The organism is Zhongshania borealis (genome assembly GCF_039539625.1).
GTDB classification, from domain to species: domain Bacteria; phylum Pseudomonadota; class Gammaproteobacteria; order Pseudomonadales; family Spongiibacteraceae; genus Spongiibacter; species Spongiibacter borealis.
This window is the reverse complement of the sequence record NZ_BAABDM010000011.1, coordinates 15,837-42,088: the sequence shown is the minus strand read 5'-3', so window position 1 is coordinate 42,088 and position 26,252 is coordinate 15,837. Positions and strand designations below refer to the sequence as shown.

General features: G+C 52.0%; 22 protein-coding genes and 1 other RNA gene. 21 read left to right on the top strand and 2 right to left on the bottom strand.

Features of this window, described 5'->3' with window-relative positions; all coding sequences use genetic code 11:
* Nucleotides 1-64 precede the first annotated feature (64 nt).
* Together ABD836_RS17610 and ABD836_RS17605 are read right to left on the bottom strand one after the other, a co-directional pair.
* On the bottom strand, nucleotides 65-448 hold the full coding sequence (locus ABD836_RS17610) for a YraN family protein (protein ID WP_344938525.1): 384 nt from the start codon (nucleotides 446-448) through the stop codon (nucleotides 65-67).
* Nucleotides 448-2,355, bottom strand: coding sequence for a penicillin-binding protein activator (locus tag ABD836_RS17605; protein ID WP_344938523.1), 1,908 nt, complete (start codon nucleotides 2,353-2,355; stop codon nucleotides 448-450). Before ABD836_RS17605 ends, ABD836_RS17610 begins: the two co-directional genes overlap by 1 nt.
* A gap of 35 nt (nucleotides 2,356-2,390) precedes the next feature.
* On the opposite strand from ABD836_RS17605, the gene rsmI reads away from it, so the two are divergent.
* From rsmI to mutT, 21 genes are all read left to right on the top strand, one after another.
* The gene (gene rsmI / locus ABD836_RS17600; RefSeq protein WP_344938521.1) at nucleotides 2,391-3,245 is read left to right on the top strand and encodes a 16S rRNA (cytidine(1402)-2'-O)-methyltransferase; all 855 of its coding nucleotides are present in this window, start codon (nucleotides 2,391-2,393) and stop codon (nucleotides 3,243-3,245) included.
* A 54-nt stretch (nucleotides 3,246-3,299) separates the two neighbouring features.
* An RNA gene (gene rnpB / locus ABD836_RS17595) (RNase P RNA component class A) lies at nucleotides 3,300-3,650 on the top strand.
* A 271-nt stretch (nucleotides 3,651-3,921) separates the two neighbouring features.
* The gene (gene mraZ, locus ABD836_RS17590) at nucleotides 3,922-4,365 is read left to right on the top strand and encodes a division/cell wall cluster transcriptional repressor MraZ (protein WP_344938519.1); all 444 of its coding nucleotides are present in this window, start codon (nucleotides 3,922-3,924) and stop codon (nucleotides 4,363-4,365) included.
* 12 nt (nucleotides 4,366-4,377) lie between these two features.
* Nucleotides 4,378-5,319 carry a 16S rRNA (cytosine(1402)-N(4))-methyltransferase RsmH gene (gene rsmH / locus ABD836_RS17585; RefSeq protein ID WP_344938517.1) on the top strand — a complete coding sequence of 314 codons (942 nt, stop codon included), beginning with the start codon at nucleotides 4,378-4,380 and terminating at the stop codon, nucleotides 5,317-5,319.
* Nucleotides 5,320-5,328: 9 nt separating this feature from the next.
* Nucleotides 5,329-5,661 (top strand): cell division protein FtsL, encoded by a 333-nt coding sequence (ftsL, locus tag ABD836_RS17580; protein WP_344938515.1) that lies wholly within the window; start codon nucleotides 5,329-5,331, stop codon nucleotides 5,659-5,661.
* Nucleotides 5,645-7,369 carry a peptidoglycan D,D-transpeptidase FtsI family protein gene (locus tag ABD836_RS17575; protein ID WP_344938513.1) on the top strand — a complete coding sequence of 575 codons (1,725 nt, stop codon included), beginning with the start codon at nucleotides 5,645-5,647 and terminating at the stop codon, nucleotides 7,367-7,369. The genes ftsL and ABD836_RS17575 overlap by 17 nt, the downstream gene beginning before the upstream one ends.
* Complete coding sequence (locus ABD836_RS17570) at nucleotides 7,369-8,847, top strand: UDP-N-acetylmuramoyl-L-alanyl-D-glutamate--2,6-diaminopimelate ligase (protein WP_344938511.1); 1,479 nt, start codon at nucleotides 7,369-7,371, stop codon at nucleotides 8,845-8,847. The genes ABD836_RS17575 and ABD836_RS17570 overlap by 1 nt, the downstream gene beginning before the upstream one ends.
* Nucleotides 8,844-10,208, top strand: a complete 1,365-nt coding sequence (locus ABD836_RS17565; protein WP_344938509.1) for a UDP-N-acetylmuramoyl-tripeptide--D-alanyl-D-alanine ligase — start codon at nucleotides 8,844-8,846, stop codon at nucleotides 10,206-10,208. The genes ABD836_RS17570 and ABD836_RS17565 overlap by 4 nt, the downstream gene beginning before the upstream one ends.
* Before the next feature lies 1 nt (nucleotide 10,209).
* Nucleotides 10,210-11,292 (top strand): phospho-N-acetylmuramoyl-pentapeptide-transferase, encoded by a 1,083-nt coding sequence (gene mraY, locus ABD836_RS17560; RefSeq protein ID WP_344938507.1) that lies wholly within the window; start codon nucleotides 10,210-10,212, stop codon nucleotides 11,290-11,292.
* A gap of 23 nt (nucleotides 11,293-11,315) precedes the next feature.
* A complete protein-coding gene (murD, locus tag ABD836_RS17555; RefSeq protein ID WP_344938505.1) occupies nucleotides 11,316-12,668 on the top strand; it encodes a UDP-N-acetylmuramoyl-L-alanine--D-glutamate ligase in 1,353 nt (450 codons plus the stop codon).
* Nucleotides 12,665-13,807, top strand: a complete 1,143-nt coding sequence (gene ftsW, locus ABD836_RS17550; RefSeq protein WP_344938504.1) for a putative lipid II flippase FtsW — start codon at nucleotides 12,665-12,667, stop codon at nucleotides 13,805-13,807. The genes murD and ftsW overlap by 4 nt, the downstream gene beginning before the upstream one ends.
* Nucleotides 13,797-14,882: an undecaprenyldiphospho-muramoylpentapeptide beta-N-acetylglucosaminyltransferase gene (gene murG, locus ABD836_RS17545; RefSeq protein ID WP_344938503.1), complete on the top strand. Its 1,086-nt coding sequence runs from the start codon at nucleotides 13,797-13,799 to the stop codon at nucleotides 14,880-14,882. Before ftsW ends, murG begins: the two co-directional genes overlap by 11 nt.
* Nucleotides 14,872-16,290, top strand: coding sequence for a UDP-N-acetylmuramate--L-alanine ligase (murC, locus tag ABD836_RS17540; RefSeq protein WP_344938501.1), 1,419 nt, complete (start codon nucleotides 14,872-14,874; stop codon nucleotides 16,288-16,290). Before murG ends, murC begins: the two co-directional genes overlap by 11 nt.
* Nucleotides 16,291-16,299: 9 nt before the next feature.
* Entirely contained in the window at nucleotides 16,300-17,244 is a 945-nt protein-coding gene (locus ABD836_RS17535; protein ID WP_344938499.1) for a D-alanine--D-alanine ligase, read from the top strand.
* 1 nt (nucleotide 17,245) lies between these two features.
* Nucleotides 17,246-18,040: a cell division protein FtsQ/DivIB gene (locus tag ABD836_RS17530; RefSeq protein ID WP_344938497.1), complete on the top strand. Its 795-nt coding sequence runs from the start codon at nucleotides 17,246-17,248 to the stop codon at nucleotides 18,038-18,040.
* 65 nt (nucleotides 18,041-18,105) lie between these two features.
* Entirely contained in the window at nucleotides 18,106-19,335 is a 1,230-nt protein-coding gene (gene ftsA, locus ABD836_RS17525; protein WP_344938495.1) for a cell division protein FtsA, read from the top strand.
* Nucleotides 19,336-19,391: 56 nt separating this feature from the next.
* Nucleotides 19,392-20,552, top strand: coding sequence for a cell division protein FtsZ (gene ftsZ / locus ABD836_RS17520; RefSeq protein WP_344938494.1), 1,161 nt, complete (start codon nucleotides 19,392-19,394; stop codon nucleotides 20,550-20,552).
* A 108-nt stretch (nucleotides 20,553-20,660) separates the two neighbouring features.
* A complete protein-coding gene (gene lpxC / locus ABD836_RS17515; RefSeq protein ID WP_008251576.1) occupies nucleotides 20,661-21,572 on the top strand; it encodes a UDP-3-O-acyl-N-acetylglucosamine deacetylase in 912 nt (303 codons plus the stop codon).
* Between the two features lie 255 nt (nucleotides 21,573-21,827).
* The gene (gene secA, locus ABD836_RS17510; RefSeq protein ID WP_344938490.1) at nucleotides 21,828-24,596 is read left to right on the top strand and encodes a preprotein translocase subunit SecA; all 2,769 of its coding nucleotides are present in this window, start codon (nucleotides 21,828-21,830) and stop codon (nucleotides 24,594-24,596) included.
* Between the two features lie 13 nt (nucleotides 24,597-24,609).
* Entirely contained in the window at nucleotides 24,610-25,830 is a 1,221-nt protein-coding gene (argJ, locus tag ABD836_RS17505) for a bifunctional glutamate N-acetyltransferase/amino-acid acetyltransferase ArgJ (protein WP_344938488.1), read from the top strand.
* The gene (gene mutT, locus ABD836_RS17500; RefSeq protein WP_344938486.1) at nucleotides 25,811-26,233 is read left to right on the top strand and encodes an 8-oxo-dGTP diphosphatase MutT; all 423 of its coding nucleotides are present in this window, start codon (nucleotides 25,811-25,813) and stop codon (nucleotides 26,231-26,233) included. Before argJ ends, mutT begins: the two co-directional genes overlap by 20 nt.
* Nucleotides 26,234-26,252: the final 19 nt, after the last annotated feature.

Sequence of the window (26,252 nt, the reverse complement as noted above, 5' to 3'; positions counted from 1 at the left end):
CTTTCGATGTGCCGGTGAAATAAGTCTAGTACTTGTTCGGTAGTATCCACGGTATTTTGATCTCTCACTCCTGGAATGCGTTCGGAAGCCAGTTTAAAAGTAGCTCCCCGTTGTCGGCAGGGCTTGCTTCAATGACATCAAATCGGCATGGAAGTTCAGCGCAATGATGGCTGCCTGCCTCATAGCTGAGGTAATGGCGGGCGGTGAGTATAATGCGTCGTTGCTTGGCGGTGGTCACTGTTTCTGCGCCACTGCCGTAGCGTTTGTTGTTACGGTAGCGAACTTCGACAAAAACCAAGTGATCGGCGCTGCGCGCGATAATGTCGATTTCTCCAAAGCGGCAGCGATAATTCCTTGTTATGATATTTAATCGCTGCTTCTGTAAATACCGGCACGCCGCCTGTTCTGCGTTATCGCCGATATCAGCTGGTCGACGCTTTGGCCACATTAGGGTTGTTCTATTTCCGATGGTGTTATCGGGTTAACCACAGCAATACCGTTTTGGATTTCCGCTAAGGAAAGCTCCCGTTCTATTTGCCCCAGCATATTTAAGCTGAGTGCCCCTGTTTCGCCAAATACTTGGTTGTTGTCGCCATTGCGCAACTGCTTTAAGCGCAAGTGTAGGCGAAAGCTGTCGACGCCGAGAGCGTACATGCGCTGGTAGCCGGGGCTAGAGGGAATGCCCTTGTTGATCGCTTGGCGAATTTCGAGGTCTTCATTAAAGATCCAGGGAATATCAATAAAGCGCACGCCGTTGATATCCTGGTCCTTGGTTGGTGCTTTTGAGCCTCGATAAATATGTGATGTGGCGTAGACCGGAATATCACCCGCGTAGTGATATGCGAGCAGGGGTTTGATAGCGCGTCCCTCGTTTGGTCTTGCTAGCAAAAATATAAAATCAAGGTCGGTGCGACGATAGGGTTCGTAATTTGGTCGAAAACCAATAATCTGCTGTAAGCGCTGAAGGCGCTGCTGGCTTTTATCGATGTTCAAAATATTTTTGATTTGTTTTGAATAATTGTTTTTGCTTGAATCGAAGGTTTGGCTTGCAACGATTTGGCCGTTCAATTGCTGCCACCGGTCGACGAAGGCCGATGCAACCTTTTGCCCCCAAGCACCTTCTGGGGTAATCACGAGCGCACGTTTATAGCCTTTGGCAAGGGCGATGTCAGCTATTTGCGCCGCTTCGTCTTCTGGGCTTAGGCCAAATTGATATAGGCCACTGGGAAATTGGCTCCCTTCAATACGGTTGAGTGCTAGCGTTGGCAGCGACATGGCTTGGGGGTGACTGGCACTAAGTGCGCTAACCTGTTCTTTTTCTAAGGGGCCAATAACCAGCTTGTTACCGTCGTTGATCGTTTGCTGGTAAAGGCTGTTGATGTCGCTGTTGTTGCTGTCGTACAGCTTTACTTTTGGAACCTGGCCCCCTTGATTTAAGGTCTCGTAGTAAGCTGCAAAAAAACCATCGCGAATGGCTTTGCCATAGCTGGCTAAGCGGCCAGTGACTGGCAGCAAGAGGGCAACTTGGTCTGGTCGCTCGATTATGAGATCGTCCAATTTATCGAGTCCGCCGGGGAGTGCGAAGCGTGCAGGGTGGTTTGGCCAGCGCCTTACCCAGCTATCACGTTGGCGAACTTGCGCTTCAATGTCACCCTGATTGTCTTTGGCGACAGAAGCAAGTTCTAGCCAGCCGAGGTAGTCACGATTTCCGGTACTACCAATGTGCTCAATTAGCGTGCTTGTTGGGATTTGCATTAGCGATTGCCAAATCGATTCCCGGTTTGCGCCTTGTTGGCTGGGGTTTAGAAGTGGGTCAATAAAAATCCATTCTCTTGCGGCGGCGAGGTGGTTGCCTTCAATTTGATACAGCGATGCGCGTAGTTGGCTGTATTGCAGTTGGTAGCGTATTGGCGCGTCAATAACTGCGGCCTCAATTAGCGGGTCAGACAGCTCTGTCAGCGCGCTACTGAACTCGGCGTGCCCTCGATGTACCCTAGCTCGTATGATGGCAAGGCGCAGGGCTTGCTCGGCAGTTAGTTCTGGGGCTATTAGCTCACCCACCACGTCGTCGGCTCGCGAGAGTTCGCCGTCGCGGAGTAGGACTTCAGCGGCTCGAAGTAATAGGTTGGCCGCGTCGTCGCTGTTGAGCCCTTCGGCATCTATTAGCCACTGGTCTATTTCGCCGGCATTTGCAGTTGCGGGGTTAAATGCGCCGCTTTGTTGGTAGCTTGGGATATTTTGCACCGGAGGCCGCTTCGCTGGAGGGCGATTGTAAGCGGATGTCGGTGGCGGCGCGGAAGCACAGCCAAGCAGTAAGCTGCAAGTAAGTGCAAAAGCAAAAGTTCTTGTCTTCATTGATCAGCCATTGTTAGTCTGCGCGGTCATACATTATGAACGAGGCAGCTGTTGTGGAAATTAGCCCCACCCTTTACGTTGTTGCGACGCCAATAGGGAATTTGGCAGATATGGTACCCCGAGCCATAGAGGTCCTACAAACAGTTGCGCTCATTGCGGCGGAAGATACCCGTCATAGCAGAACCTTATTAGGCCATTTTGACATTGATACCCCCGTGGTGGCGTATCATGATCACAGTAATAATGCCGCTTTGGAGCGTTTGCTGGCCCATTTGCGCGCAGGCAAAGATTTAGCGCTAATTTCCGACGCGGGCACACCGCTAGTGTCTGATCCCGGATACCGGCTAGTTGATCTTGCGTTGAAAGAGGGTTTTAAAGTTGTACCGATCCCCGGTGCTTGCGCGGTGATCGCGGCCTTGAGTGTCGCGGGCCTGCCCTCGGACCGCTTTATGTTTGAAGGTTTTTTGCCCGCCAAGCAGCACGCGAGGCAAGGGGTTTTTAAAGCTTTGCTCAGAGAGCGGCGCACGATGATCTTTTATGAGGCGCCACACCGTTTGAAAGACAGTGTGGCGGACGTGCTTGCGGTTATGGGGCCGGATCGCACGGTGGTTTTGGCGCGTGAAATCACCAAGTTATTTGAAACCGTTAAGCGCTTGCCAGCGGCTGAAATGCTGGATTTCATTAGTGCCGATAGCAATCAGCAGCGCGGTGAGTGCGTGCTGTTAATTGCCGGTTTCTCTGGTGACGAGGGAATGCCCGTTGAGGTCATTGAAATGTTAGATATATTGCGCGAAGAGCTACCCCTAAAGCAGGCTGCAGCCTTGTGCGCAAAAATCAGCGGCATTAAGAAAAATCAGTTATACCAGTATGGGATTGAGCACCCACTTTAAGCGCGCAGGTAAATAGCGCTTGCGTCGATCTCAACTACTGGTTATTCTTACAGTTGAGTCGGCCAGACGATCGCTCGGCAGTTCGCTGCAGGGAGGAAAGTCCGGGCTCCGCAGGGCAAGGCGCCAGGTAACTCCTGGGAGGTGCGAGCCTACGGAAAGTGCAACAGAAAATACACCGCCTACGTAGCGCAAGCTGCCGGTAAGGTTGAAATGGTGCGGTAAGAGCGCACCGCGCGACTGGCAACAGTTCGTGGCATGGTAAACCCCGCCTGGAGCAAGGCCAAATAGGAATCCAATGCTGTGGCCCACAGTGGATTCGGGTAGGCTGCTAGAGGTTTGCGGTGACGCAAATCCCAGATGAATGGTCGTCCAAGACAGAACCCGGCTTATCGGCCGACTCACTTTTATCCCCCTCGTTATGTAAAAAACCTTCCAACTTAATGTAGTACATTAAGTTCTTCGCTTATCGCGCTGATTCCCTTTGTGAAGCGAAATTTAACTCTAGTTTCTTCGCTTCACTTACCCGCAAGTTACTGACATTTTTAGGAAAAATCCCACCATTTAGCGCTTCGCCCAGCTTGACACTAGTGCTTGCAAGTTCCTATAGTGTCGCTTAGTGGGAGAAAGTGGTTTTTTGTGGTGTTTTGGGGTTTTTTGAGCCGAGAAGGTGGGGTTTGTGTTCTTAGGTAGTCACGCAATTACAATGGACAGCAAGGGGCGTTTGGCAATTCCAGCCAAGATACGCGATGCCCTTGTGTCTGCTTGCGACGGCCGCCTAGTGATAACCGCCCACACTGAAGAGCGCTGCTTGTTAGTGTACCCAGAACCTCAATGGTTAGATTTACTGCCCAAAATAGAAGCGCTGCCCAATATTCACCGCAAAGCGCGGCTCGCACAGCGCCTGTTACTGGGTTATGCCACCCCTCTTGAAATGGATGCCAATGGCCGGGTGCTGCTCCCGCCACCATTACGCGACTACGCTGATCTTGAGAAAAAATTGTTGCTTGTCGGTCAGGGTAAAAAATTAGAGCTGTGGAGTGAGTCGAGTTGGTTCGACTGGCTAGGTGCAGCCGGAGAGGGGGACGATATGCCGGACGAGATGTTGTCGCTGTCATTATAGAGAGTGAATCACTTGGAACAGCATTTAACTGTATTGCTAGATGAGGCCGTTGCCGCACTGCTAACTGACACGAGTGGGCGCTATATCGACGGTACGTTTGGTCGAGGCGGTCATAGTAGGCACATCCTTGCAGGCTTGAGCCCCGAGGGGCGTTTGTTGGGCATAGATAAAGATGCACAAGCCTTTGCTGAAGGGCTTGAGCTGGCGAAGGCTGATCAGCGTTTTCATATCGCGCGAGGCTCCTTTGCTGATTTTTCAACTCTGGCTGCGTCAGAAGGAATAGAAGCGCCGTTTACCGGCGTTTTGCTTGATTTAGGTGTTTCGTCTCCACAATTAGATCAGGCGGAGCGCGGTTTTAGTTTTATGCGCGACGGCGACCTCGATATGCGTATGGACGTCGATCGCGGTATGAGCGCTGCGCAGTGGATTGCTACTGCGGAAGAGGCTGAGATCACCAAGGTACTGCGGGATTACGGTGAAGAGCGATTTGCTAAACGTATCGCCAGAGCCATTATAGCCGCCCGCGAAGAGCAGCCGATTACCCGGACCTTGCAGCTGGCAAAAATAGTGACCGAAGCGAATCCTGCGTGGGAAAAGCACAAACATCCAGCAACACGCAGTTTTCAGGCAATTCGTATTTTTATTAATGATGAGCTGACTGATTTAGAAGTCCTCCTAAGCAAAGTGGTTGATAGTCTTGAAGTTGGTGGGCGCTTAGTGGTCATCAGTTTTCATTCTTTAGAAGACCGCATAGTGAAGCGTTTTATGCGTCGCCAAGCCGAAGGCGAGCAGGTGCCTGCGTATATTCCGGTGACGGAGAGCCAGCGCAATCGCAAATTAAAAATTATTGGTAAGGCAGTCAAGGCCACAGATCATGAAGTTGCCTTAAACCCCCGGTCCCGTAGCGCTGTAATGCGGGTCGCGGAAAAGCTTGCTTACGATGAGTGTGCTTAGGTCTAAAACATGTTGGAAGGAAAGCAGCGCAATAGTATGAGAAACGTCGCGTCGACGCCGGCCCCATTAGGTGGTGTGGTGCCGATAGTCGTTATTTTGGTGGTTCTGTCTTGTGTTGCTGTGATTCAGAGCTCCCATAAAAGCCGGAGGTTGTTCGGCGAGCTTCAGGATTTGCGTCGTGAATCGATGTCGTTAGAGGAGGAGTGGGGCCGCCTACTACTTGAACAGAGTACCTGGGCGTCGCCTGATCGCGTGCAAGACGTTGCGATACAAAAATTAAAAATGCAGGCACCTAAAATGCGGGAAGTAAAAATGGTTCGGGGTTATGGCAAAGCAGGCTAAAGTGCAAATTTCACCTTGGCGTTTCCGAATTGTAGTCGGCGGCCTGCTACTGCTTGCGTTTTTGTTGGCATGGCGTGCCCTAACCTTGCAAGTTCTCGATGTGGACCGTGGCTACCAGTTTTTGCAGGGACAGGGCAATGCCCGCACCAATCGCACCGAAGTGATCCCCGCTCACAGAGGTATTATTAGTGACCGCAACGGCGAGCCGTTGGCGGTTAGTACACCTGTTGCCAGTATTTGGGCGAATCCACAAGAGCTACAGTCAGCAAAGAGTGATTGGGCGCGTTTAGCGACGGCTCTCGATATGCCGGCGAGCGAGCTGTCGCGGCGAGTAGGTCGGTATAGCAACAGTCAGTTTATGTATTTGCGTCGTCATGTTGCCCCAGCCGCCGCGCAAGCTTTAATGCAAATGAAAATTCCCGGTGTGTATTTGCAGCGCGAGTACCGTCGTTTTTATCCTGCAGGCGAAGTTACCGCTCATTTGCTTGGGTTTACAGATGTCGATGATCGCGGTCAGGAAGGCTTGGAATTAACCTACGACGAATGGCTCAACGGAACCCCTGGCCGAAAACGGGTGTTGAAGGATTTATACGGCAATATTATTAGAGAGATCGACGCTGGTGAGGCGGCCAGCCCCGGCAAAGATGTCCAGCTCAGTATTGATTTGCGCTTGCAGTATCTCGCTTACCGAGAACTTAAAGCAGCAATAAATCGAACCGGCGCTAAAGCCGGTTCCGTCGTTATTATCGACAGTGAAACTGGCGAAGTGTTGGCGCTGGTTAACCAGCCTTCGTTTAATCCGAATAATCGTAATCAATTAAGCCTCGATGCATTGCGGAATCGCGCTGTAATCGACATGTTTGAGCCAGGATCGACCGTTAAACCGATGACAATGGTGGCGGCGCTAGAAAGCGGTAAATATCAGCCTGATACCACCATTAATACGCACCCGGGTTACATTAAAGTCGGCTCGAAAGTGCTGGAAGATCACCGCAACTACGGGGTATTAACGGTCGCCGAAGTGCTGAAAAAGTCCAGCCAAGTTGGTACCACAAAAATCGCCCTGTCGTTGGATGAGCATGATGTCTGGGGTGTGTTTGATCGTTTTGGTTTGGGTCATTCAACGAATTCAGGTTTTCCCGGTGAAAGCAGCGGTATGTTGCCAAATCGGCCTAATTGGCGCGCGATTGAACGGGCGACATTTGCATTTGGCTACGGTATTACCGTGACAAATTTACAGCTGGCGCAGGCCTATTCGGTGTTTGCGAATCGCGGCGTGTTTCAGCAGGTGTCCCTGCTCAAGCGCACTGAAAAGCCAGCTCAGCAGCAAGTGATTTCTGCAAAAATTGCGCGCCAAGTTGTCGACATGCTTGAGGACGTCACCGAGCTGGGTGGCACGGCAACTCGTGCCCAAGTTGATGCTTATCGGATTGCTGGTAAAACCGGAACGTCACACAAGGCAATTGCCGGAGGCTATGCCGAGGATCGCTATTTTGCGATTTTTGCTGGGGTTGCGCCGGCCAGTAATCCGCGAATTGTGGCAGTGGTAACGATCGACGAGCCAAAGGGTGATTATTTTGGCGGTTTAGTTGCAGCGCCAGTCTTCTCAAAAGTGGTATCTGATGCTTTGCGCTTATTGAATATTGCGCCGGATAACATCGAAGCGACCGAATCCAAGGCTAAACCGAAAGGAGATGCGGCGGCGTGATGGCGGATCAGCAGAACTACACATTACCGCGTTTACTGGGAGACCTCCTGCCCGGTTTGAGCCATGAGGTCGCCGCGGTGCCGGTAACGGGCTTGGCGATTGATAGTCGGAAAGTACAGGCTGGCGATGTGTTTTTGGCGATAAAGGGCCATGAAGCAGACGGCCGTGATTATATTCATGCGGCTATATCTGCGGGCGCTGTCGCGGTGATTGCTGATGCACCTTTCGATGCAGCGCAGTGGTCTTTGCCAGTAGTCGTAGTTGAACAGCTCGACGCACACATTAGCGAAATCGCTGGACGTTTTTACGGGCAGCCTTCGCGACAGCTTCAGCTTATTGGTATTACTGGGACTAATGGTAAAACCTCCTGTGCATGGATGGTGGCGCAATTATTAGAGGCGATTAATCAGCCCTGCGGATTGATTGGCACGCTTGGTAGCGGTCGCTTTGGTCGATTGAATAGTGGTAATAACACCACGCCAGACGCGGTGTCGGTGCAGGGGCTGTTGAGCGACTGGCGAGACGGTGGCGCAAACTGGGCGGCGATGGAAGTTTCGTCCCACGGTTTGGCGCAGCACCGGGTTGCCGCTTTAAATTTTGCCGCGGCGGTCTTTACCAACCTCAGCCAAGATCACTTGGATTACCACGGTTCAATGGCGGCCTATGGCGCGGAAAAAGCGCGCTTACTCAACTGGCCTGAGTTGCCGTTAGCGGTAATAAACCGTGACGATGAATTTGGTCGAAAACTGATGGCGGAATCGACCGCTAAGCAATTAATCGATTTTAGTATCGCTGATTCGCGTGCGAAAGTTTATGCGGAAAACGCAAGCTGTGATATGCACGGGGTTTCGGCGCAGCTCCATAGTCCTTGGGGCAACTTCCATTTACAGTCGCCGCTACTTGGTGAGTTTAATTTAGCAAACTTGGTCGCTGCAACTGCCGTTTTATTGGGGCTGGGTGTGGCGGTGGAGGCGATAGCCAATGCCATTCCTAAGCTCAAACCCGTTCCCGGTCGAATGGAGTGCTTACGCTCCAGCGACAATGTTCTAGCCGTTATTGATTACGCGCACACGCCTGACGCACTTGAGAAAGTGCTTAAAACCCTGCGGCCAATTACCGAAGGAAACCTATGGTGTGTGATGGGCTGCGGCGGCGATCGTGACCGCAGTAAGCGACCACTGATGGGCGCGATTACAGAAAAATTGGCCGATACCGCGGTGGTTACCAATGACAACCCTCGATCGGAATCGGCTGCCGCGATTATCGCCGAAATTTGCGCGGGCATGAGTACGTCGCCGCGGGTGATTGCTGAGCGTGATGAGGCTATTGCGACGGCGATTGCTGCCGCTAATCCCGGTGATGTGGTGCTAATTGCCGGCAAAGGGCATGAAGAATACCAAGAGGTTGCAGGGCGTCGCCTTCCGTTTAGTGATGTTCAGTGCGCGCGCTTGGCTTTGGCTGCGAGGGCGCCCTCATGATCAGCGCGTTGAATCTTAAAGCCCTTGCCGTCGCCACCTCAGGCGTTATAAGCGGCGGCGATGTGTTGGTCGAACGCATTTGCACTGATAGTCGAAAGGTCGCGCCCGGCGATTTGTTCGTCGCTTTAAGTGGCGATAATTTTGATGGCAATCAATTTGTTGGTGTCGCTCAGGCCGCTGGTGCCAGCGCTGCGGTAGTTAGTAATACAACGGATCTTCTGCCCAATATTCGGGTCACGGATACCCGTCGCGCCCTGGGCCTGATTGCTAGAGAGAATCGCCGTCGTTTCAATGGGCCGCTGGTCGCTATTACCGGTAGCAGCGGGAAAACCAGCACTAAAGAAATGTTGGCGGCTATTTTTGCCCAGTGTGGTGATGTTTACGCCACTGTTGGGAATTTGAATAACGAGATCGGTGTGCCGTTAAGTCTGCTCGCGATCTCTGCGCAACACCAGTTTGCGGTAATTGAAATGGGTGCCGCAAAGCAAGGTGATATCCACTACCTCTGTGAATTTGCCGAACCGACTATAGCGGTGCTGACCAATGCGCAGCCTGCACATATCGAAGGCTTTGGTTCACTTACTGGCGTGGCAGAAACCAAGGGCGAGATATTTCGTGGTTTAGCGAAAGGCGGGCTCGCCATTATCAACGCTGACGACGCTCACTGCACATTGTGGCAGCAGTATGCCGAGAATGTGCAGCAGCGTTTGTTCAGCCTGGTGCGGGAGGATGTCGATGTGTTTGCGCGTGATATTGATCTGAGTGAGCCGGGCAAGGTCCGGTTTGAATTGGTGAGTTTTGCGGGTAGCGCCAAGGTCTGTATGCCGCTGTCGGGGCGGCATATGGTTGCGAATGCCTTGGCGGCCGCTGCGGCAGCCTTGTCTGCTGGCGCGAGTCTCGGTGATGTTGTTAATGGCTTGGAGTCGGTGCGCGGCGTTAGCGGTCGACTATTGCGCCGTGACCTTGCCGGTGTGGCGCTGATCGATGACAGCTACAACGCGAATCCCGGTTCGGTGCGTGCCGCGATCGATGTGTTGGCGGCAAGCAAGGGCCGGAAAATACTTGCGCTAGGGCATATGGCAGAGCTGGGTGGCGAAGCGGCCCAGCAGCACCGCGAGATTGCTGCCTACGCTAGGGAAAACCGTTTGGACGCGGTATTCATTACTGGAGAATACGCGAACATGATGGCGATGGAATTTGGCCTGAATGGCTGGGCGTATAACGACAAGCCGAGTTTGATCTCGGCATTACAAGGCTATTTACAGGCAGGGGATACAGTTTTGGTTAAGGGTTCGCGCAGTGCCGAGATGGAGCTAGTTGTTGATGCCATAGTGGCAGATTTAGCGCGGAGGAATAACTGAGATGTTATTGCTTCTCGCTGAATATTTAAGCCAATACGTTAGTGGTTTTGCTGTTTTCCAGTATCTGAGTATTCGCGGCATACTTGGCGTGTTAACTGCGCTAGCGATTTCTTTGCTGATCGGCCCAGTGATGATTCGTAAGCTCAATTTTTACCAAATTGGGCAGTCGGTGCGTGACGATGGTCCGCAATCGCATCTGAGTAAGTCGGGCACGCCGACGATGGGCGGGGCCTTAATATTGGTCGCGATTTTTGTTAGCACTCTGCTTTGGTCCGACCTAACGAATCATTATGTGTGGACTGTTCTCATCGTAACGGCAATTTTTGGTGCGGTGGGTTGGGTTGATGATTATCGCAAAGTAATCGAGCGCAATCCGCGGGGCTTGCCAGCGCGTTGGAAATACCTATGGCAAAGCGTCGCCGGGCTTGGCGCGGCGATTTATTTATATATGGCTGCAGACAGTCCGGTGAATACCCAACTGTTTTTGCCGTTCTTAAAAAACATTAGTTGGCAAATGGGCCCACTGTTTATTCTGCTGACCTACTTCGTCATTGTTGGTGCCAGTAACGCGGTGAATTTAACCGATGGTTTAGACGGCTTGGCTATTCTGCCTACCGTTATGGTTGGCGCTGCACTAGGCCTCATTGCGTATTTAACGGGTAACGTTAAATTTGCTGAGTACCTGCATATTCCCTACGTGGCAGGGGCGGGTGAGCTGATTGTTATTTGTGGTGCGCTGGCCGGGGCGGGCCTCGGGTTTTTGTGGTTTAACACTTACCCCGCGCAAGTATTTATGGGAGACGTTGGCGCCTTGGCGCTGGGTGCAACCCTGGGCACGATTGCCGTCATTACTCGTCATGAAATTGTGTTTTTCATCATGGGTGGCATTTTTGTTTTGGAAACGGTGTCGGTAATTTTACAAGTTGCCTCTTTTAAATTAACTGGGCGGCGTATTTTCCGCATGGCGCCAATCCACCATCATTTTGAGCTGAAGGGCTGGCCAGAACCACGGGTCATTGTCCGGTTTTGGATTATTACAGTAATGCTAGTGCTGTTTGGTCTGGCAACACTAAAACTGCGTTAATGAAAAATAGGAGTTATTGCTAAGTGAGCTTGATCGCATCCGACAATAGGCGGGTAATTATCGGTGTAGGTAAAACCGGGCTTTCTATCGCTCGTTATTTTACCCACCGAGGCCTGTCATTTGCGATTGCAGACAGCCGCGATGCTCCGCCTGAGTTAGACCTTTTTGTTGCAGAGTTTCCAACGGTAACGCCAATTCTGGGCGCATTTACTGAAGATCAATTTCTGTCGGCAACGGAGTTAGTTATTAGCCCCGGAATCTCCTTGGCCGAGCCTGCAATTGCAGCGGCTAAGGCGGCCGGGGTTGCGATCAGTGGCGACATTGAGTGGTTCTGTCGTGAGGCGAAGGCGCCGATCGTTGCGATAACGGGGTCTAACGGTAAAAGCACAGTGACTACCCTTGTGGCAGAAATGGCAGTCAATGCAGGCTGGCGCTGCGCTGTGGGTGGAAACTTAGGCACGCCCGCGTTGGAGCTGCTAGACGACCGCGCTGAGCTTTATGTTATTGAATTGTCATCATTCCAGTTAGAGCGCTGTGCGTTTGTGGGCGCGGAAGTGGCGACTGTTCTAAATGTTAGCGAAGATCATTTAGACCATCACGGCAATATGATCGCCTACCACCAAGCAAAACATCGGATATTCCGTGATTGCAAAAAAGTCGTTGTTAATCGCGATGACGCATTAAGTACACCGCTGGTTCCGGATGCGGTTGAAAAGTGGAGTTTTGGTTTAGGTCGCTCAGATTTTCGTGCCTTTGGTTTGATCGAAGAAGATGGCGAACAATTTCTCGCGCTGGCCAGAGAAGCGCTGTTGCCTGTGTCCGCCTTGAAAATTGCCGGCTTGCACAATATTAGTAATGCTTTAGCGGCGCTGGCTTTGGGTGCGGCGGCGGGTCTGCCGATGAGCGCGATGCTTAGTACGCTAACTGAATTTAAAGGTTTGGCTCATCGCTGCCAATTCGTCGCTGAGTGGCAGGGCTTACGGTTTTACAACGATTCAAAAGGCACCAATGTTGGCGCGGCAGTCTCTGCCCTGCGGGGTCTGAGTGGCGCGAACAAAGTTGTGCTTATTGCCGGTGGCATTGGTAAGGGTGCCGGTTTTAAACCCTTGATCGATACCTTAATCGAAGTCGGTCGGGCGGTGGTACTCATTGGCGAGGCTGGCGCTGCGATATCGACATTATTAAATGAGCGCTTGCCGAGTGAATTTTGCACAGATATGCCATCGGCTGTGCGCGCTGCGGTGGCATTTGCGCAGGCTGGCGACGTGGTGTTGTTATCGCCCGCGTGTGCCAGTTTCGATATGTTTAACAATTATGAACATCGTGGCGACGTTTTTTCTGAGTCGGTATTAGCACTGACGGAGGAGCTGCGATGAGCACGTATTTGCAGCTGCGTTGGGCTGAGTTAGGCCGCTTTGACCGCCACTTACAGCTATTGACGCTGGCATTAATTGTTATCGGCTTTGTTGCAATGACTTCCGCATCGGTGGAGCACGCGGCGAGTCGTTATGACGATGCCTTCTTTTTTGCTAAGCGTTATTTCTTCCATTTTAGTTTGGCGTTTGGTTTGAGCGTGGTGATGTACCTCACCCCAGTAGATCTGTGGGAGCGCACGGGTTGGCTGTGGTTGTTGTTCGGTTTTCTTTTATTGGCCTTGGTATTGATTCCCGGTGTTGGTAAAGAAGTAAATGGGAGTCGACGTTGGCTGGGAGTTGGTCCACTGACTTTGCAGGCCTCAGAGTTTGTGAAACTGTGCGTTATTTTCTACCTGGCTGGCTATCTAGTGCGACGCCGCGACGAAGTACGGCAGAGTTGGTCCGGTTTTGTTAAACCGATGGCCCTGTTATTCGCTGTCACTTTATTGCTGATGCTTGAACCCGATTTTGGGGCAACGGTGGTCACCGCTGGCACGGCCTTTGTCATGATTTTTCTTGGTGGTGTGAAGCTAGGTCAGTTTTTGTTAGTGATTTTGAGCTGTGTTGCTGGCGGTGTAGCAATGGTGATCTTTGAACCCTACCGGATGAAGCGCTTAACCGCGTTTACCGATCCCTGGGCCGATCAGTTCAATACCGGTTATCAGCTTACGCAATCGCTTATTGCCTTTGGACGCGGGCAGACCAGTGGCGTGGGTCTTGGCAATAGCGTGCAGAAATTATTCTACTTGCCTGAGGCGCACACGGATTTTGTGTACGCAATATTTGCCGAAGAGTTTGGCTTCATTGGCAGCTTATTGGTGCTGGTTTTGTTCGTTGCGTTAATTGGTCGCATTTTGTTTATTGGTCGTTACGCCGAAATGATGGGCAAGCAGTTTCATGCCTTCGTTGCGTATGGCATTGCCGTCATGATCAGTGGTCAAGCCTTTATTAATATGGGTGTTAACACTGGCTTGCTGCCGACCAAAGGTCTAACTCTGCCGTTTTTCAGCTACGGCGGCAGCAGTTTAATTGTCTGTATGGCGATGGTGTCACTGGTGGCGCGCATCGAGCTGGAATGCCGGAGGCAAGATGGCCGCTGAGCAAACAGTATTGATGATGGCCGGTGGCACTGGCGGACACGTATTTCCTGCGCTGGCGGTGGCATCGGCCTTGGCCGAGCGGAATGTCAGCGTGCATTGGTTGGGCACAGCCGCCGGGATCGAGGCACGTTTAGTACCTGCGGCAGGTCTGCCCTTGCACTGCCTAAATATGGCAGGGGTCCGCGGCAAGAATCCGGTATTTCGACTGCTTGCCATCGGCAAAGCCATGTTGGCGGTATTACATAGCATGCGCTTGATTCTGAAGTTGAAACCTTTTTGTGTTGTCGGCATGGGCGGTTACGCCTCCGGCCCCGGCGGCTTGGCCGCGAAGCTATTGGGCGTGCCCGTGCTGATTCAAGAGCAAAATGCTGTTGCGGGCACAACCAATCGCTTGCTAGCGAAAATTGCCCGGCTTTGCTTAACAGGTTATCCCATCGCCTTAGGTGGCGAGCGCAACCGTTATATCGGCAATCCCGTGCGCAAAGAAATAGCAGATATCCCAGCGCCGGCAAGCCGTTGGGCAGAGCGCAGTGACGGCCTCCGGGTGCTGGTATTAGGCGGCAGCTTAGGTGCCAAACCGATTAATGACGTGGTTTTGGCTGCATGGCAGAACATTGTTGAAACGCAGCGGCCGAGCTTGTGGCATCAGACTGGCCGCGCCCACGAGGACATAGTGAAACAGGCATATAAGGCTGCGGGCCTTGACGTGCGGGCTGAAGCCTTTATTGACGATATGGCCGCGGCGTATAGCTGGGCTGATGTGGTTATTTGCCGCGCTGGCGCGCTCACCGTTGCTGAACTTGCTGCTGCGGGTGTACCCGCGTTGTTGATACCTCTGCCACACGCTATTGATGATCACCAGCGCGCCAATGCCCAGTGGTTTGTTGATGGCGGTGCTGGCGAAATAATTGATCAGTCTGTTTTTACTGCAGACGGTTTATGTGAATGGTTGAAAAGTGATCGTGCAAAAAGGGAGTCATTGTTGATCAGCGCCGAGGCAGCAAGAAAGCTCGCCAAAGTCGATGCCGCTGACGTTGCCGCAAATTATTGTATGGAGTTTGCCAATGAGTCCTAAGCATCCCTTTGTAGTCCCTGAAATGCGCCGTGTTAAGCGCATTCACTTTGTGGGTATCGGCGGCGCTGGCATGTGCGGTATTGCTGAGGTGTTACTTAATTTAGGTTATGTGATTTCCGGATCTGATCTTAAGGCGTCGCCCAGCACTGCGCGGCTGCAGCAGCTCGGCGCGCGAGTAGCGGTTGGCCATCGCGGTGAGAATATCGGCGACTCCGATGTGGTGGTGGTTTCTACTGCCGTAAATGAAAGTAATCCAGAAATTGCGGCTGCGCGTCAGCTGCGGGTGCCCATCGTGCGCCGCGCAGAAATGCTTGCGGAGTTGATGCGTTATCGCCACGGCATTGCGGTGGCCGGTACCCACGGTAAAACCACAACGACCAGTTTAATTACGGCCATTTTCGCCGAAGCGGGTTTAGATCCTACGTTCGTCATTGGTGGTCGAGTGAATAGCGCTGGCACCAATGCCGCTTTGGGTGAAAGTCGTTATTTGGTTGCAGAAGCTGACGAGAGTGATGCGTCGTTTCTACATTTGCAGCCAATGGTGTCGGTTATCACCAATATTGAAGCTGACCACATGGCAACCTATGACGGCGACTTCAATAAATTGAAGCGCACCTTCATTGAGTTCCTACATAACCTGCCATTTTACGGTATGGCGGTCGTCTGTATTGACGACCCAGTAGTGCGGGACATTATGCCGGATATCTCCCGCCCGACGCTGACGTATGGCTTTAGTGAAGACGCAGATTTCCGTATTCACAATTTACAAAAATTAGGCATGCAGAGTCGTTTTAATGTTGTTCGCCCCGACGGCAGCGATATTGAGCTAAGTATTCAGCAGCCCGGTGTTCACAATGTATTGAATGCCACCGCGGCAGTGGCAGTGGCGACGGACGAAGGATTAGCCGTTGAGTCAATATGCAGTGGTATCGCCAATTTCCAAGGTGTTGGCCGTCGCTTTCAGCGCTACGGCGAACTGCCATTGGCCGACGGCGAATTTATGTTGGTAGACGACTACGGTCATCACCCAACCGAAGTGGCGGCAACAATCTCGGCGGCGCGTCAGGCGTGGCCAGATCGCCGTTTGGTCATGCTGTATCAGCCCCACCGCTACAGTCGAACCAAGGACCTTTACGAAGATTTTGTACGAGTGCTCTCTACTGTAGACAGTCTTTTGCTGCTCGATGTGTATTCCGCTGGCGAAGATCCCGTGCCGGGGGCCGATAGCCGAAGCCTGTGTCGAAGTATTCGTTTGCAGGGCAATTTGGAACCGGTGTTTGTCGAAAGCGCCGAGGCCGCTTTTGACATATTAAAACCTCGTATTCGTGCTGGTGATGTTCTTCTCACCCAGGGAGCGGGCAATATCGGCGCGATGGCGCTGCAATTAGCGAATCAGGATTGGGTGTAGGTCACCGCAATGAGCGAATTAACGATAGCAAATATTAATCGAGCGATTGGCGGAAAGTTGGCCGTGTTGCTGGGCGGGCGCTCGGCTGAGCGTGAGATTTCCCTTAAAAGTGGTGCTGCGGTTGTTGGCGCATTCCAGCGCCTAGGTATTGCGGTCGAAGCGATTGATGTCGCAGAGCCGAATTGGATGCAGCGGCTCAGCGGCGAATTTCGGCAGGTATTTATTGCACTGCATGGCCCGGGCGGTGAAGACGGCACCGTGCAAGGCGCGCTGGAATGCCTTGATATTAAGTATACCGGCAGCGGTGTAATGGCCTCAGCGCTGGCTATGGATAAATTTCGCTGCAAGCTGCTGTGGCTGGGTTTGGGTTTGTCGACCCCGCGTTTTGTTGAGTTAACGGCGACGAGTGATTGGCACGGCATTATTGATGATTTGGGGCCGGTGATCGTGAAGCCCGCTTGCGAAGGTTCAAGTATAGGTATGGCTCGTGCTGCTAGCGCTGGCGAGCTCTCCGACGCCTGGCAAAACGCCCAAGCCTACGGCCGGGTATTTGCCGAACAGTGGATTAGTGGCAGTGAGTACACCGTCGCGATATTAAATGACAAGGCATTGCCGGCGATTAAGCTGGAAACCGACGCGGCGTTTTACGATTTTAATGCCAAGTATATTTCCGACGAAACGCGTTATTTATGTCCCTGTGGCTTGAGTACGGCGGAAGAACAGGAATTGAGTGATTTGGCATTGGCTGCGTTTACAAGCCTCGGCTGCGCTGGTTGGGGGCGAGTCGATGTAATGCGTGATGCGGCGGGCACATTTTATTTGCTAGAGGTGAATACGGTGCCGGGTATGACCGATCACAGCTTAGTGCCGATGGCGGCCAAACAGGCCGGATTGAATTTTGACGAATTGGTGTTTGCCATTTTGGCGGGCAGCGTACCGGTGGATTCAAACTGAGATGGCTGTGTCGAGCGGCAAGCAAAATCGCCTGAAATCGCGCAAATCTGTGAGTCCAAAGGGGCCTCAGGTACGGCGCGAATGGGGGCGTATTTTCAACCGCTTGGTGCTGATCGCTGTCGTTGTTGCTTTTGTGTATGGCGTAGAGCAGTTGGGTCGCCAATTGGATGCAATCCCAGTCGATCGGGTGGTGTTTGCTGGTGACTTACAGCATGTCAGCCGCGACGTTCTGGTCGACAGAGTAACTGGTCACTTGGCTGTGGGCTATGTGGGTTTGGATTTAGAAGATATCCAAAGCGAATTAGAGCAAGAACCGTGGGTGTATAGGGCGATTGTTGAGCGGGTTTGGCCTCGGGAATTGAAAATTACTATTGTCGAAGAAGCGCCGATCGCGGTTTGGGGCAATGGCGGATTACTAAACCACCGCGGCAAAATATTTTTACCCGCCAAAGGGATTGCAGACAAAAGCGGTTTGCCGCTATTAAGCGGCCCAGATGGCAGTGCGATTGAGATCATGCGCCAGTATCGTTTGATGAGTCAGTTACTTGGTGACGAGGAATTGATTTTACAGCGCCTGGAAATGAACGATCGCGGCGCGTGGACAGCAACGCTTGATGGTGGCGCAGTATTGATTTTAGGTCGCCATGAACCACTGGAAAAATTACGCCGGTTTATGTGGGTGTATCGCCACCAGTTGGCGGAAGATTTTGAACGAGTAAAACGCGTGGATACACGTTATATCAATGGCCTAGCGGTGGCGTGGGATGAGACAAAAGGTGCAACAGATAATGGTTAAGGAAATTGCCCTGGCAATGGATTTGCTGGTGCACAAAGGAACGCAAACTTGGGAGAAGCAAAGCAATGGCTAGTTCACACGCAAGCCGGATGATCGTCGGCCTTGATATTGGCACCTCTAAAGTGGTGGCTATCGTTGGCTCGAGCAACGAAGACGGCAAGCTGGAAATTATAGGCATTGGCTCGCACCCGTCGCGGGGCCTTAAAAAGGGCGTGGTGGTCAATATCGAATCGACTGTCCACTCCATTCAGCGTGCGATCGAAGAAGCCGAACTGATGGCTGGTTGCGAAATCCACAGCGTGTATGTGGGCATTGCGGGTAACCACATTCGCAGCCTCAACTCCCACGGTATTGTGGCGATTCGCGATCGCGAAGTGTTTCAGCTGGATTTGGATCGGGTTATTGACGCCGCCCAAGCAGTGGCAATACCCGCCGACCAAAAAGTGCTGCACATCTTGCCCCAAGAGTTTGTGATTGATGAGCAAGAGGGCATTAAAGAGCCGCTTGGTATGTCTGGTGTGCGTTTAGAGGCCAAGGTGCATTTAGTCACCTGCGCTGTAAATGCGGTACAGAACATCGAAAAATGTATCCGTCGCTGCGGCCTTGAAGTTGAAGACGTTATTTTGGAACAGCTCGCGTCTAGCTATGCGGTGTTGACCGACGACGAGAAAGAGCTCGGTGTGTGCATGGTGGATATCGGCGGCGGCACGACTGACATCGCAATATTTACCGACGGTGCAATTCGGCACACAGGGGTTATCCCCATTGCCGGTGATCAAGTTACCAATGACATCGCTATGGCGCTGCGCACCCCGACTCAGTACGCGGAAGAGATCAAAATTAAATACGCCTGCGCGCTGACTCAGCTAGCTGGCGAAGGCGAGATGATCAAGGTGCCGAGTGTTGGCGATCGGGCGCCACGAGAGCTATCGCGTCAGGCCCTAGCTGAAGTGGTTGAGCCGCGTTACGACGAGCTGTTCACCTTGATTCAGGCAGAGCTGCGCCGCAGCGGATACGAAGATCTTTGTGCAGCCGGCATTGTACTGACCGGCGGTACGTCAAAGATGGAAGGCGTTGTTGAGCTGGCGGAAGAAATCTTCCACATGCCAGTGCGCATCGGTGTGCCCCAGGATGCACGGGGATTAACCGATATTGTACGCAATCCAATTTATTCAACCGGCGTGGGTTTGTTGCATTACGGCATCAAACATCAGGCTGAGCACGGTGGTCGCGGGCGGGTCAAACGCAACGGCTTCTTAGCCAGCTTAAAACAATGGGTTCAAAATAATTTTTAAAAGTGTAAGGCGGCCGTACCGGCAGTACGGTCAAATATGCAAAAGGGAGAAAACCAATGTTCGAACTAGTAGATAACGTTCCTCAGAACGCAGTAATTAAAGTGGTGGGTGTCGGTGGTGGTGGCGGTAACGCCGTTAAGCACATGATCGCCTGTAATGTTGATGGTGTTGATTTTATCTGCGCCAATACTGACGCGCAGGCGCTGACAAATGTCGCCTCTAAGACGGTATTGCAGTTGGGTACGACTATCACCAAGGGGCTAGGTGCAGGTGCCAACCCTGAAATCGGTCGCCAGTCGGCGATGGAAGATCGTGACCGCATTGCCGAGGCTCTGCAAGGCGCGGATATGGTGTTTATTACTGCGGGTATGGGCGGTGGTACCGGTACTGGTGCAGCGCCGGTTGTCGCTCAAGTAGCGAAAGAACTGGGAATATTGACTGTAGCAGTAGTCACCAAGCCTTTCCCTTTTGAGGGCAAAAAGCGCATGGCAGTGGCCATTGAAGGGATGAAAGAGTTGCGCCAGCACGTCGACTCCTTGATCACCATTCCCAATGAAAAGTTGCTACCGGTCTTGGGTAAAAACACCAGTTTACTCGATGCCTTTAAAGCGGCTAACGATGTATTGTTGGGTGCAGTACAGGGCATTGCCGATCTTATTATTCGTCCGGGCATGATTAACGTCGATTTCGCCGACGTACGCACGGTGATGTCAGAGATGGGCATGGCGATGATGGGCAGTGGTGTGGCGACCGGTGAAAACCGCGCTCGCGAAGCCGCAGAGGCCGCCATTCGCAGTCCTCTCCTTGAAGATGTCAATTTGCAAGGGGCGCGCGGGATTTTGGTTAATATTACCGCAGGTCTAGATCTGTCCCTAGGCGAGTTTAACGATGTCGGGGATACTATCGAGGAATTCGCTTCTGAGAACGCGACAGTCGTTGTTGGAACGGTAATCGATCCTGATATGGTCGACGAATTGCGTGTCACAGTGGTTGCCACAGGCCTAGACGGCATTGGTGCAGATATACCGCTGAAAGTAGTTGAATCACGGCCAATAGAGCCGCGCTCCAACGATTATCGCAAGCTCGATCGACCAACAGTTATGCGCAACAGTGCTAGCCAAGCGGCAGTTGCGAGAGAAGTGGCTCCGGCGCCAATGGCAGACAAGGACATGGAATATTTGGATATTCCAGCGTTTCTAAGGCGTCAGGCTGATTAATTAGTAGTAGCCGGTACAGTACACGGACGGGGTGTCAGTCTTATTCTGGCATCAAGATAAGTACGTCCCTGTAAATGTAGTCGTCCGGTCCATAGAGTGAGTGTGAACATGATTAAGCAACGTACATTACGCAATACCATCCGTGCTACGGGCATTGGTTTGCATACGGGTGAAAAGGTCTACCTGACGCTGAAGCCAGCGCCGGCAGATACGGGTGTGATTTTCCGTCGCACCGATTTAAACCCGGTTGTTGAAATCCACGCTCGCGCGGAAAATGTGGGTGATACCACTTTGTCGACCACGCTCATGAATGGCGATGTAAGGGTGTCTACGGTTGAGCATTTGCTGTCGGCCATGGCGGGCTTGGGTATTGATAATGCCTATGTTGAAGTCAGCTCATCAGAAGTGCCGATTATGGATGGTAGTGCCGGTCCATTTGTATTTCTCATTCAGTCTGCCGGGATTGAGGAGCAAAATGCACCGAAAAAATTCATCCGTATTAAGCGTCCGGTGACGGTAAAAGATGGCGATAAAGTCGCGAGTTTCCTCCCTTTTGACGGCTTTAAAGTGTCTTTTACCATCGACTTTGACCACCCGGTTTTTAAAGACCGGGTTGGCCATGCCGAGTTAGATTTTTCCAGTACTTCGTTTGTAAAAGAGGTGAGCCGCGCGCGAACCTTTGGTTTTATGCATGAAATCGAATACCTGCGCTCAAAGGGTTTGGCGCAGGGCGGCAGTGTCGATAATGCAATTGTCGTAGACGAATACCGTATTCTTAACGAAGAAGGTTTGCGTTATGAAGACGAATTCGTAAAGCACAAGGTACTTGATGCCATTGGCGACTTGTATCTATTGGGCACCAGTTTGATCGGTGAATTCAAAGCCTTTAAGTCGGGTCACGGTTTGAACAACGCGTCATTGCGGACCCTAATTAAAGATACCGATGCGTGGGAATGGGTGACTTTTGATGACGCCGCCGATGCCCCTATTAATTACGCTGCTGCGGTAGCTGCAGTCTGATTGTCTCTTGTTGTCATGCTTGGTGGAGATTCCTCTAAGCATGGTAATATCCCCCTATCTATGCGATATTGCGCCTCGGTGTTACGGTATTGCACATGTCTTGCCCGTGGTTACAAGTACGGCATTTTCGGGGTCATTCTCAGCGGTGATCACCGCGCCGTCATCACAATTTCATTCGTACAATGTAGCTTAGTGTGGCTTTACAGCCTTCATTGATTAGGGACTTTTGCTCCCGGGAACAGTAACGAATTAATCATGATTAGAGCAGTAGTTAAAAAAGTCTTCGGCAGTAAAAACGATCGCGAACTAAAGCGTATGCGCAAAGTAGCGACTAAGATCAACGCCTTAGAAGAGGGCATGACCGCGCTGGACGATGTTGCCCTAAGCGCAAAAACCGAGGAGTTTCGTCAGCGTTTCGCCGCCGGTGAAACCCTTGATCAGCTACTCCCCGAAGCGTTTGCGGTGTGTCGTGAGGCGAGTCGTCGCGTAATGGGTATGCGTCACTTTGATGTGCAGCTCATTGGTGGTATCAGTCTGCATGAAGGCACAATTGCTGAAATGCGCACAGGTGAAGGTAAAACCCTCGTGGCGACCTTGGCTGTTTACCTGAATGCGCTCGCTGGCGAAGGTGTATTTGTTGTCACCGTGAACGACTATCTTGCTTCGCGCGATGCTAACTGGATGCGTCCGCTTTATGAGTTCCTTGGGCTTACTGTTGGCGTTATTCGCTCAGGCCAGGATTCCGAAGAAAAGCGAGCTGCTTACCAGTCTGATATTACCTACGGTACCAATAACGAATTCGGCTTTGATTACTTACGCGATAACATGGCGTTTGCCATTGAAGATCGCTACCAGCGCAGTCTGAATTTTGCCATTATCGATGAAGTGGATTCCATCCTCATTGATGAGGCGCGCACGCCACTGGTTATTTCTGGCCCAGCGGAAGACAGCTCAAAGCTGTACAAACAAATCAATCTGTTCATCCCCTCGCTCATAAAGGCTGAAGTTGATGAGGCGGGGCAGCCTGTCGAAGCTGACGACACTGAGCAACTGATTGCCGAGCAAGGTCACTACACTGTTGATGAAAAGATGCGTCAGGTTGAGCTGACGGAGCAAGGTCATCAGCAAGTAGAAGACATGTTGATTTCGGCGGGTCTTCTGACAGAAGGCGACAGCCTCTACTCGGCCGGTAATTTGAATTTGCTGCACCATGTAAATTCGGCGCTGCGTGCCCACGTTTTATTCCACAACAATGTTGAATACATTGTGCAGAATGACCAAGTGGTATTGATTGACGAGCATACTGGCCGGACTATGGCTGGTCGACGTCTGTCTGAAGGCTTACATCAGGCAATAGAAGCGAAAGAAGGCGTTACGGTACAGGCTGAAAGCCAAACCCTTGCGTCGACTACCTTCCAGAACTATTTCCGCCAGTTTAATAAGCTGGCAGGTATGACTGGTACAGCAGATACCGAGGCCTTCGAATTTCGGCAAATTTACGGCCTAGATGTGGTGGTTATCCCCACCAATAAGCCGCCTGCCCGCCGCGACGCAAATGACCTTGTCTATCTGACTAAGGAAGAGAAATACGACGCCATTGTTGAAGACGTACGAACTATTATGGAAACGGGTGCCCCGATTCTAGTGGGTACTGCCTCGATAGAAACCTCGGAAGAAATGTCTTCTCGCTTCAAGGCCGCGGGCATTCCGCATAAGGTCTTGAACGCCAAATACCATGAGCAAGAAGCGGAAATTATTGCTCAGGCTGGTAGCCCTGGCGTGGTGACCATCGCCACGAATATGGCAGGCCGCGGCACGGATATCGTGCTTGGTGGTAACGTTGACGTCGAAATAGCCAAACACGAGAATCCCTCCGAGGCGATGATTAATGAGTTGCGTGAGGCATGGAAACTACGTCACGAAACCGTAATGCAAGCCGGTGGCTTACATATCATTGGTACAGAGCGTCATGAATCACGCCGTATCGATAATCAGCTTCGCGGTCGTGCTGGCCGTCAGGGTGATCCAGGTGCATCGCGGTTCTATCTGTCATTAGAAGACAGCCTAATGCGCATTTTTGCCTCTGACCGTGTGCGCGGCATTATGCAGGCTTTGGGCCTTGAGAAAGGCGAAGCCATCGAACACCGTATGGTGTCGAACGCCATTGAAAAAGCACAACGTAAAGTAGAAGGCCGCAACTTCGACATGCGTAAGCAGTTGTTGGAATACGATGATGTCGCCAATGATCAGCGTCAAATCATCTACCAGCAACGCAATGAGTTGATGGAAGCGGATGATATAAGCGAGATGCTCACCGTGATTCGTCAAGATGTTGTTGGTGACGTCGTGCGGGAATATATTCCGCCTCAGAGTTTGGAAGAACAATGGGACGTGGCGGGTCTTGAACGCCGCCTGCACACCGACTTTGAAGTAGAGCTACCGCTGAAAACTTGGTTGGATGAAGATCGCTCAGTGAATGAAGAAGTACTCACTGAGAAAATAAACCAAGCAATTGCCGAAGCCTATGAGGCCAAGTGTGCGTTGGTAGGCTTCGATATGCGGAAAATCGAACGCCATATCATGCTACAAGTACTCGATACGCTTTGGAAAGAACACCTGGCGACGATGGATCATCTTCGCCATGGTATTCATCTGCGCGCCTTTGCGCAGAAAAATCCCAAACAAGAGTACAAGCGTGAGGCATTTGAGCTATTCCAGGAAATGCTCGATAGCCTAAAATTAGAGGTTATTCGTTTCTTGTCGCATTTGCGCCTCCAGCAAAATGAAAATGCAGAAGAGCTCGCTCGCCAGCGTCGTGAAGAATTGGCCAAGCGCGCAATGGAATTCCAGCATGCAGAATCCAGCGGCTTAGCGCTAGAAGAAGATGGTGACGAGCAAGCGGCGGCGCCCGCGCCAAGTGTTCCAGAAACCTTTGTACGCGACACCCGTAAAGTTGGCCGTAACGAGGTTTGCCCCTGCGGCTCAGGCAAAAAATACAAACAATGTCACGGCAAATTAGACTGAGGTAGGCAATAGCATGGCGGTAGGTTCTGGTGAGTTGCCAGTTCTTCACACGGTAGACGGTGTGCGAATTGGGGTGGCAAGTGCGGGAATTAAAAAAGTTGGCCGCATCGACACCGTGGTCTTTGAGTTATGCGAAGGTGCGTCGGTAGCGGGGGTATTTACCCTTAATGCGTTTTGCGCCGCGCCGGTTACCGTGGCCAAAGAACATTTAGCCGCCACTTCACCGCGCTATTTACTTATTAATACGGGTAATGCCAACGCCGGCACTGGCCAGGCCGGTATGCTCAACGCTCGCAACTCCTGTGCAGCTTTGGCGGAACTCGCCTGTGTAGCGCCCACTGCGGTGCTGCCTTTTTCAACCGGTGTTATCGGTGAAAAACTACCAGTCGACAAATTGATTGCAGCCATGCCTGCGGCCATCTCGGCACTTGCTAGCGATGCCTGGGAAAGTGCAGCTAACGGCATTATGACCACTGACACCCGTCCCAAGGCGACATCGCGGCAAATTGATATTGCTGGTCGGACGATTACCGTCACCGGTATTTCCAAAGGTGCGGGCATGATTAAGCCGAATATGGCGACCATGCTTGGCTATGTAGCCACCGATGCCAATATTGCGCCTGCAGTCTTGCAAGCGATGTTAGATCAGTCCGCCGACGCGTCGTTTAACCGTATTACTATCGACGGCGACACCTCGACCAATGATGCCTGTGTGCTCATTGCTACGGGTATGGCTGGTGGCGAGCAGCTTACTGAAACAAGCGGTCCGGTGTTTGATGAACTTCAGCGCGTATTCAATGAAGTGTTTTTGGAACTCGCTCACGCTATTGTTCGCGACGGCGAAGGCGCAACTAAATTTGTTGCCGTCGAGGTAAGTGGCGCCAATGATGTGAGCGAGGCCCTCAAAGTGGCTTATGCAGTCGCAGAGTCACCACTGGTGAAAACAGCACTGTTTGCCAGCGACCCAAACTGGGGGCGGATTCTTGCTGCCATAGGACGTGCTGGCGTGGATTCACTCGATGTTGCGGCACTGACAGTTCACCTCGACGACGTCTTGATTACCGAACACGGCGGGCGTGCAGAATCTTATACCGAGGCGGCGGGTGCGGCGATAATGAAGCAGGCTGAAATCCGTATTCGTATTAACCTGAATCGTGGCCAGGACGCTGAAACAGTGTGGACCACGGACTTCTCCTACGACTACGTCAAGATCAATGCCGAATACCGCAGCTAATAAGCGCGTTCATGTTGCCGTCGGGGTAATTGTTAATTCTCTGGGCGACATTCTTATAGCTCGCCGCGCGAGTGATGCTCACCAAGGCGGCTTATGGGAATTTCCTGGCGGTAAGGTAGAGGTTGGCGAAGGCGTGCGCGAGGCTTTGGCTCGTGAACTTAATGAAGAGTTGGGTATTCTTATTGAACTGGATAGCTGCCGTTCACTGATCGAAATTAGCCACGATTATTCCGATAAAGTCGTGCTGCTTGATGTGTGGCGAGTTACTCAATTTCGTGGCGAACCCGAGGGGCGTGAAGGTCAGCCCCTGCGCTGGGTGAGCCCGCAATCACTTTCTGACTACGCGTTCCCGGCTGCAAACACTGCGATTGTTGACGCAATTCAGAGTGCGGAAACGGTCTAAAGGCGCTTTGCATATTACG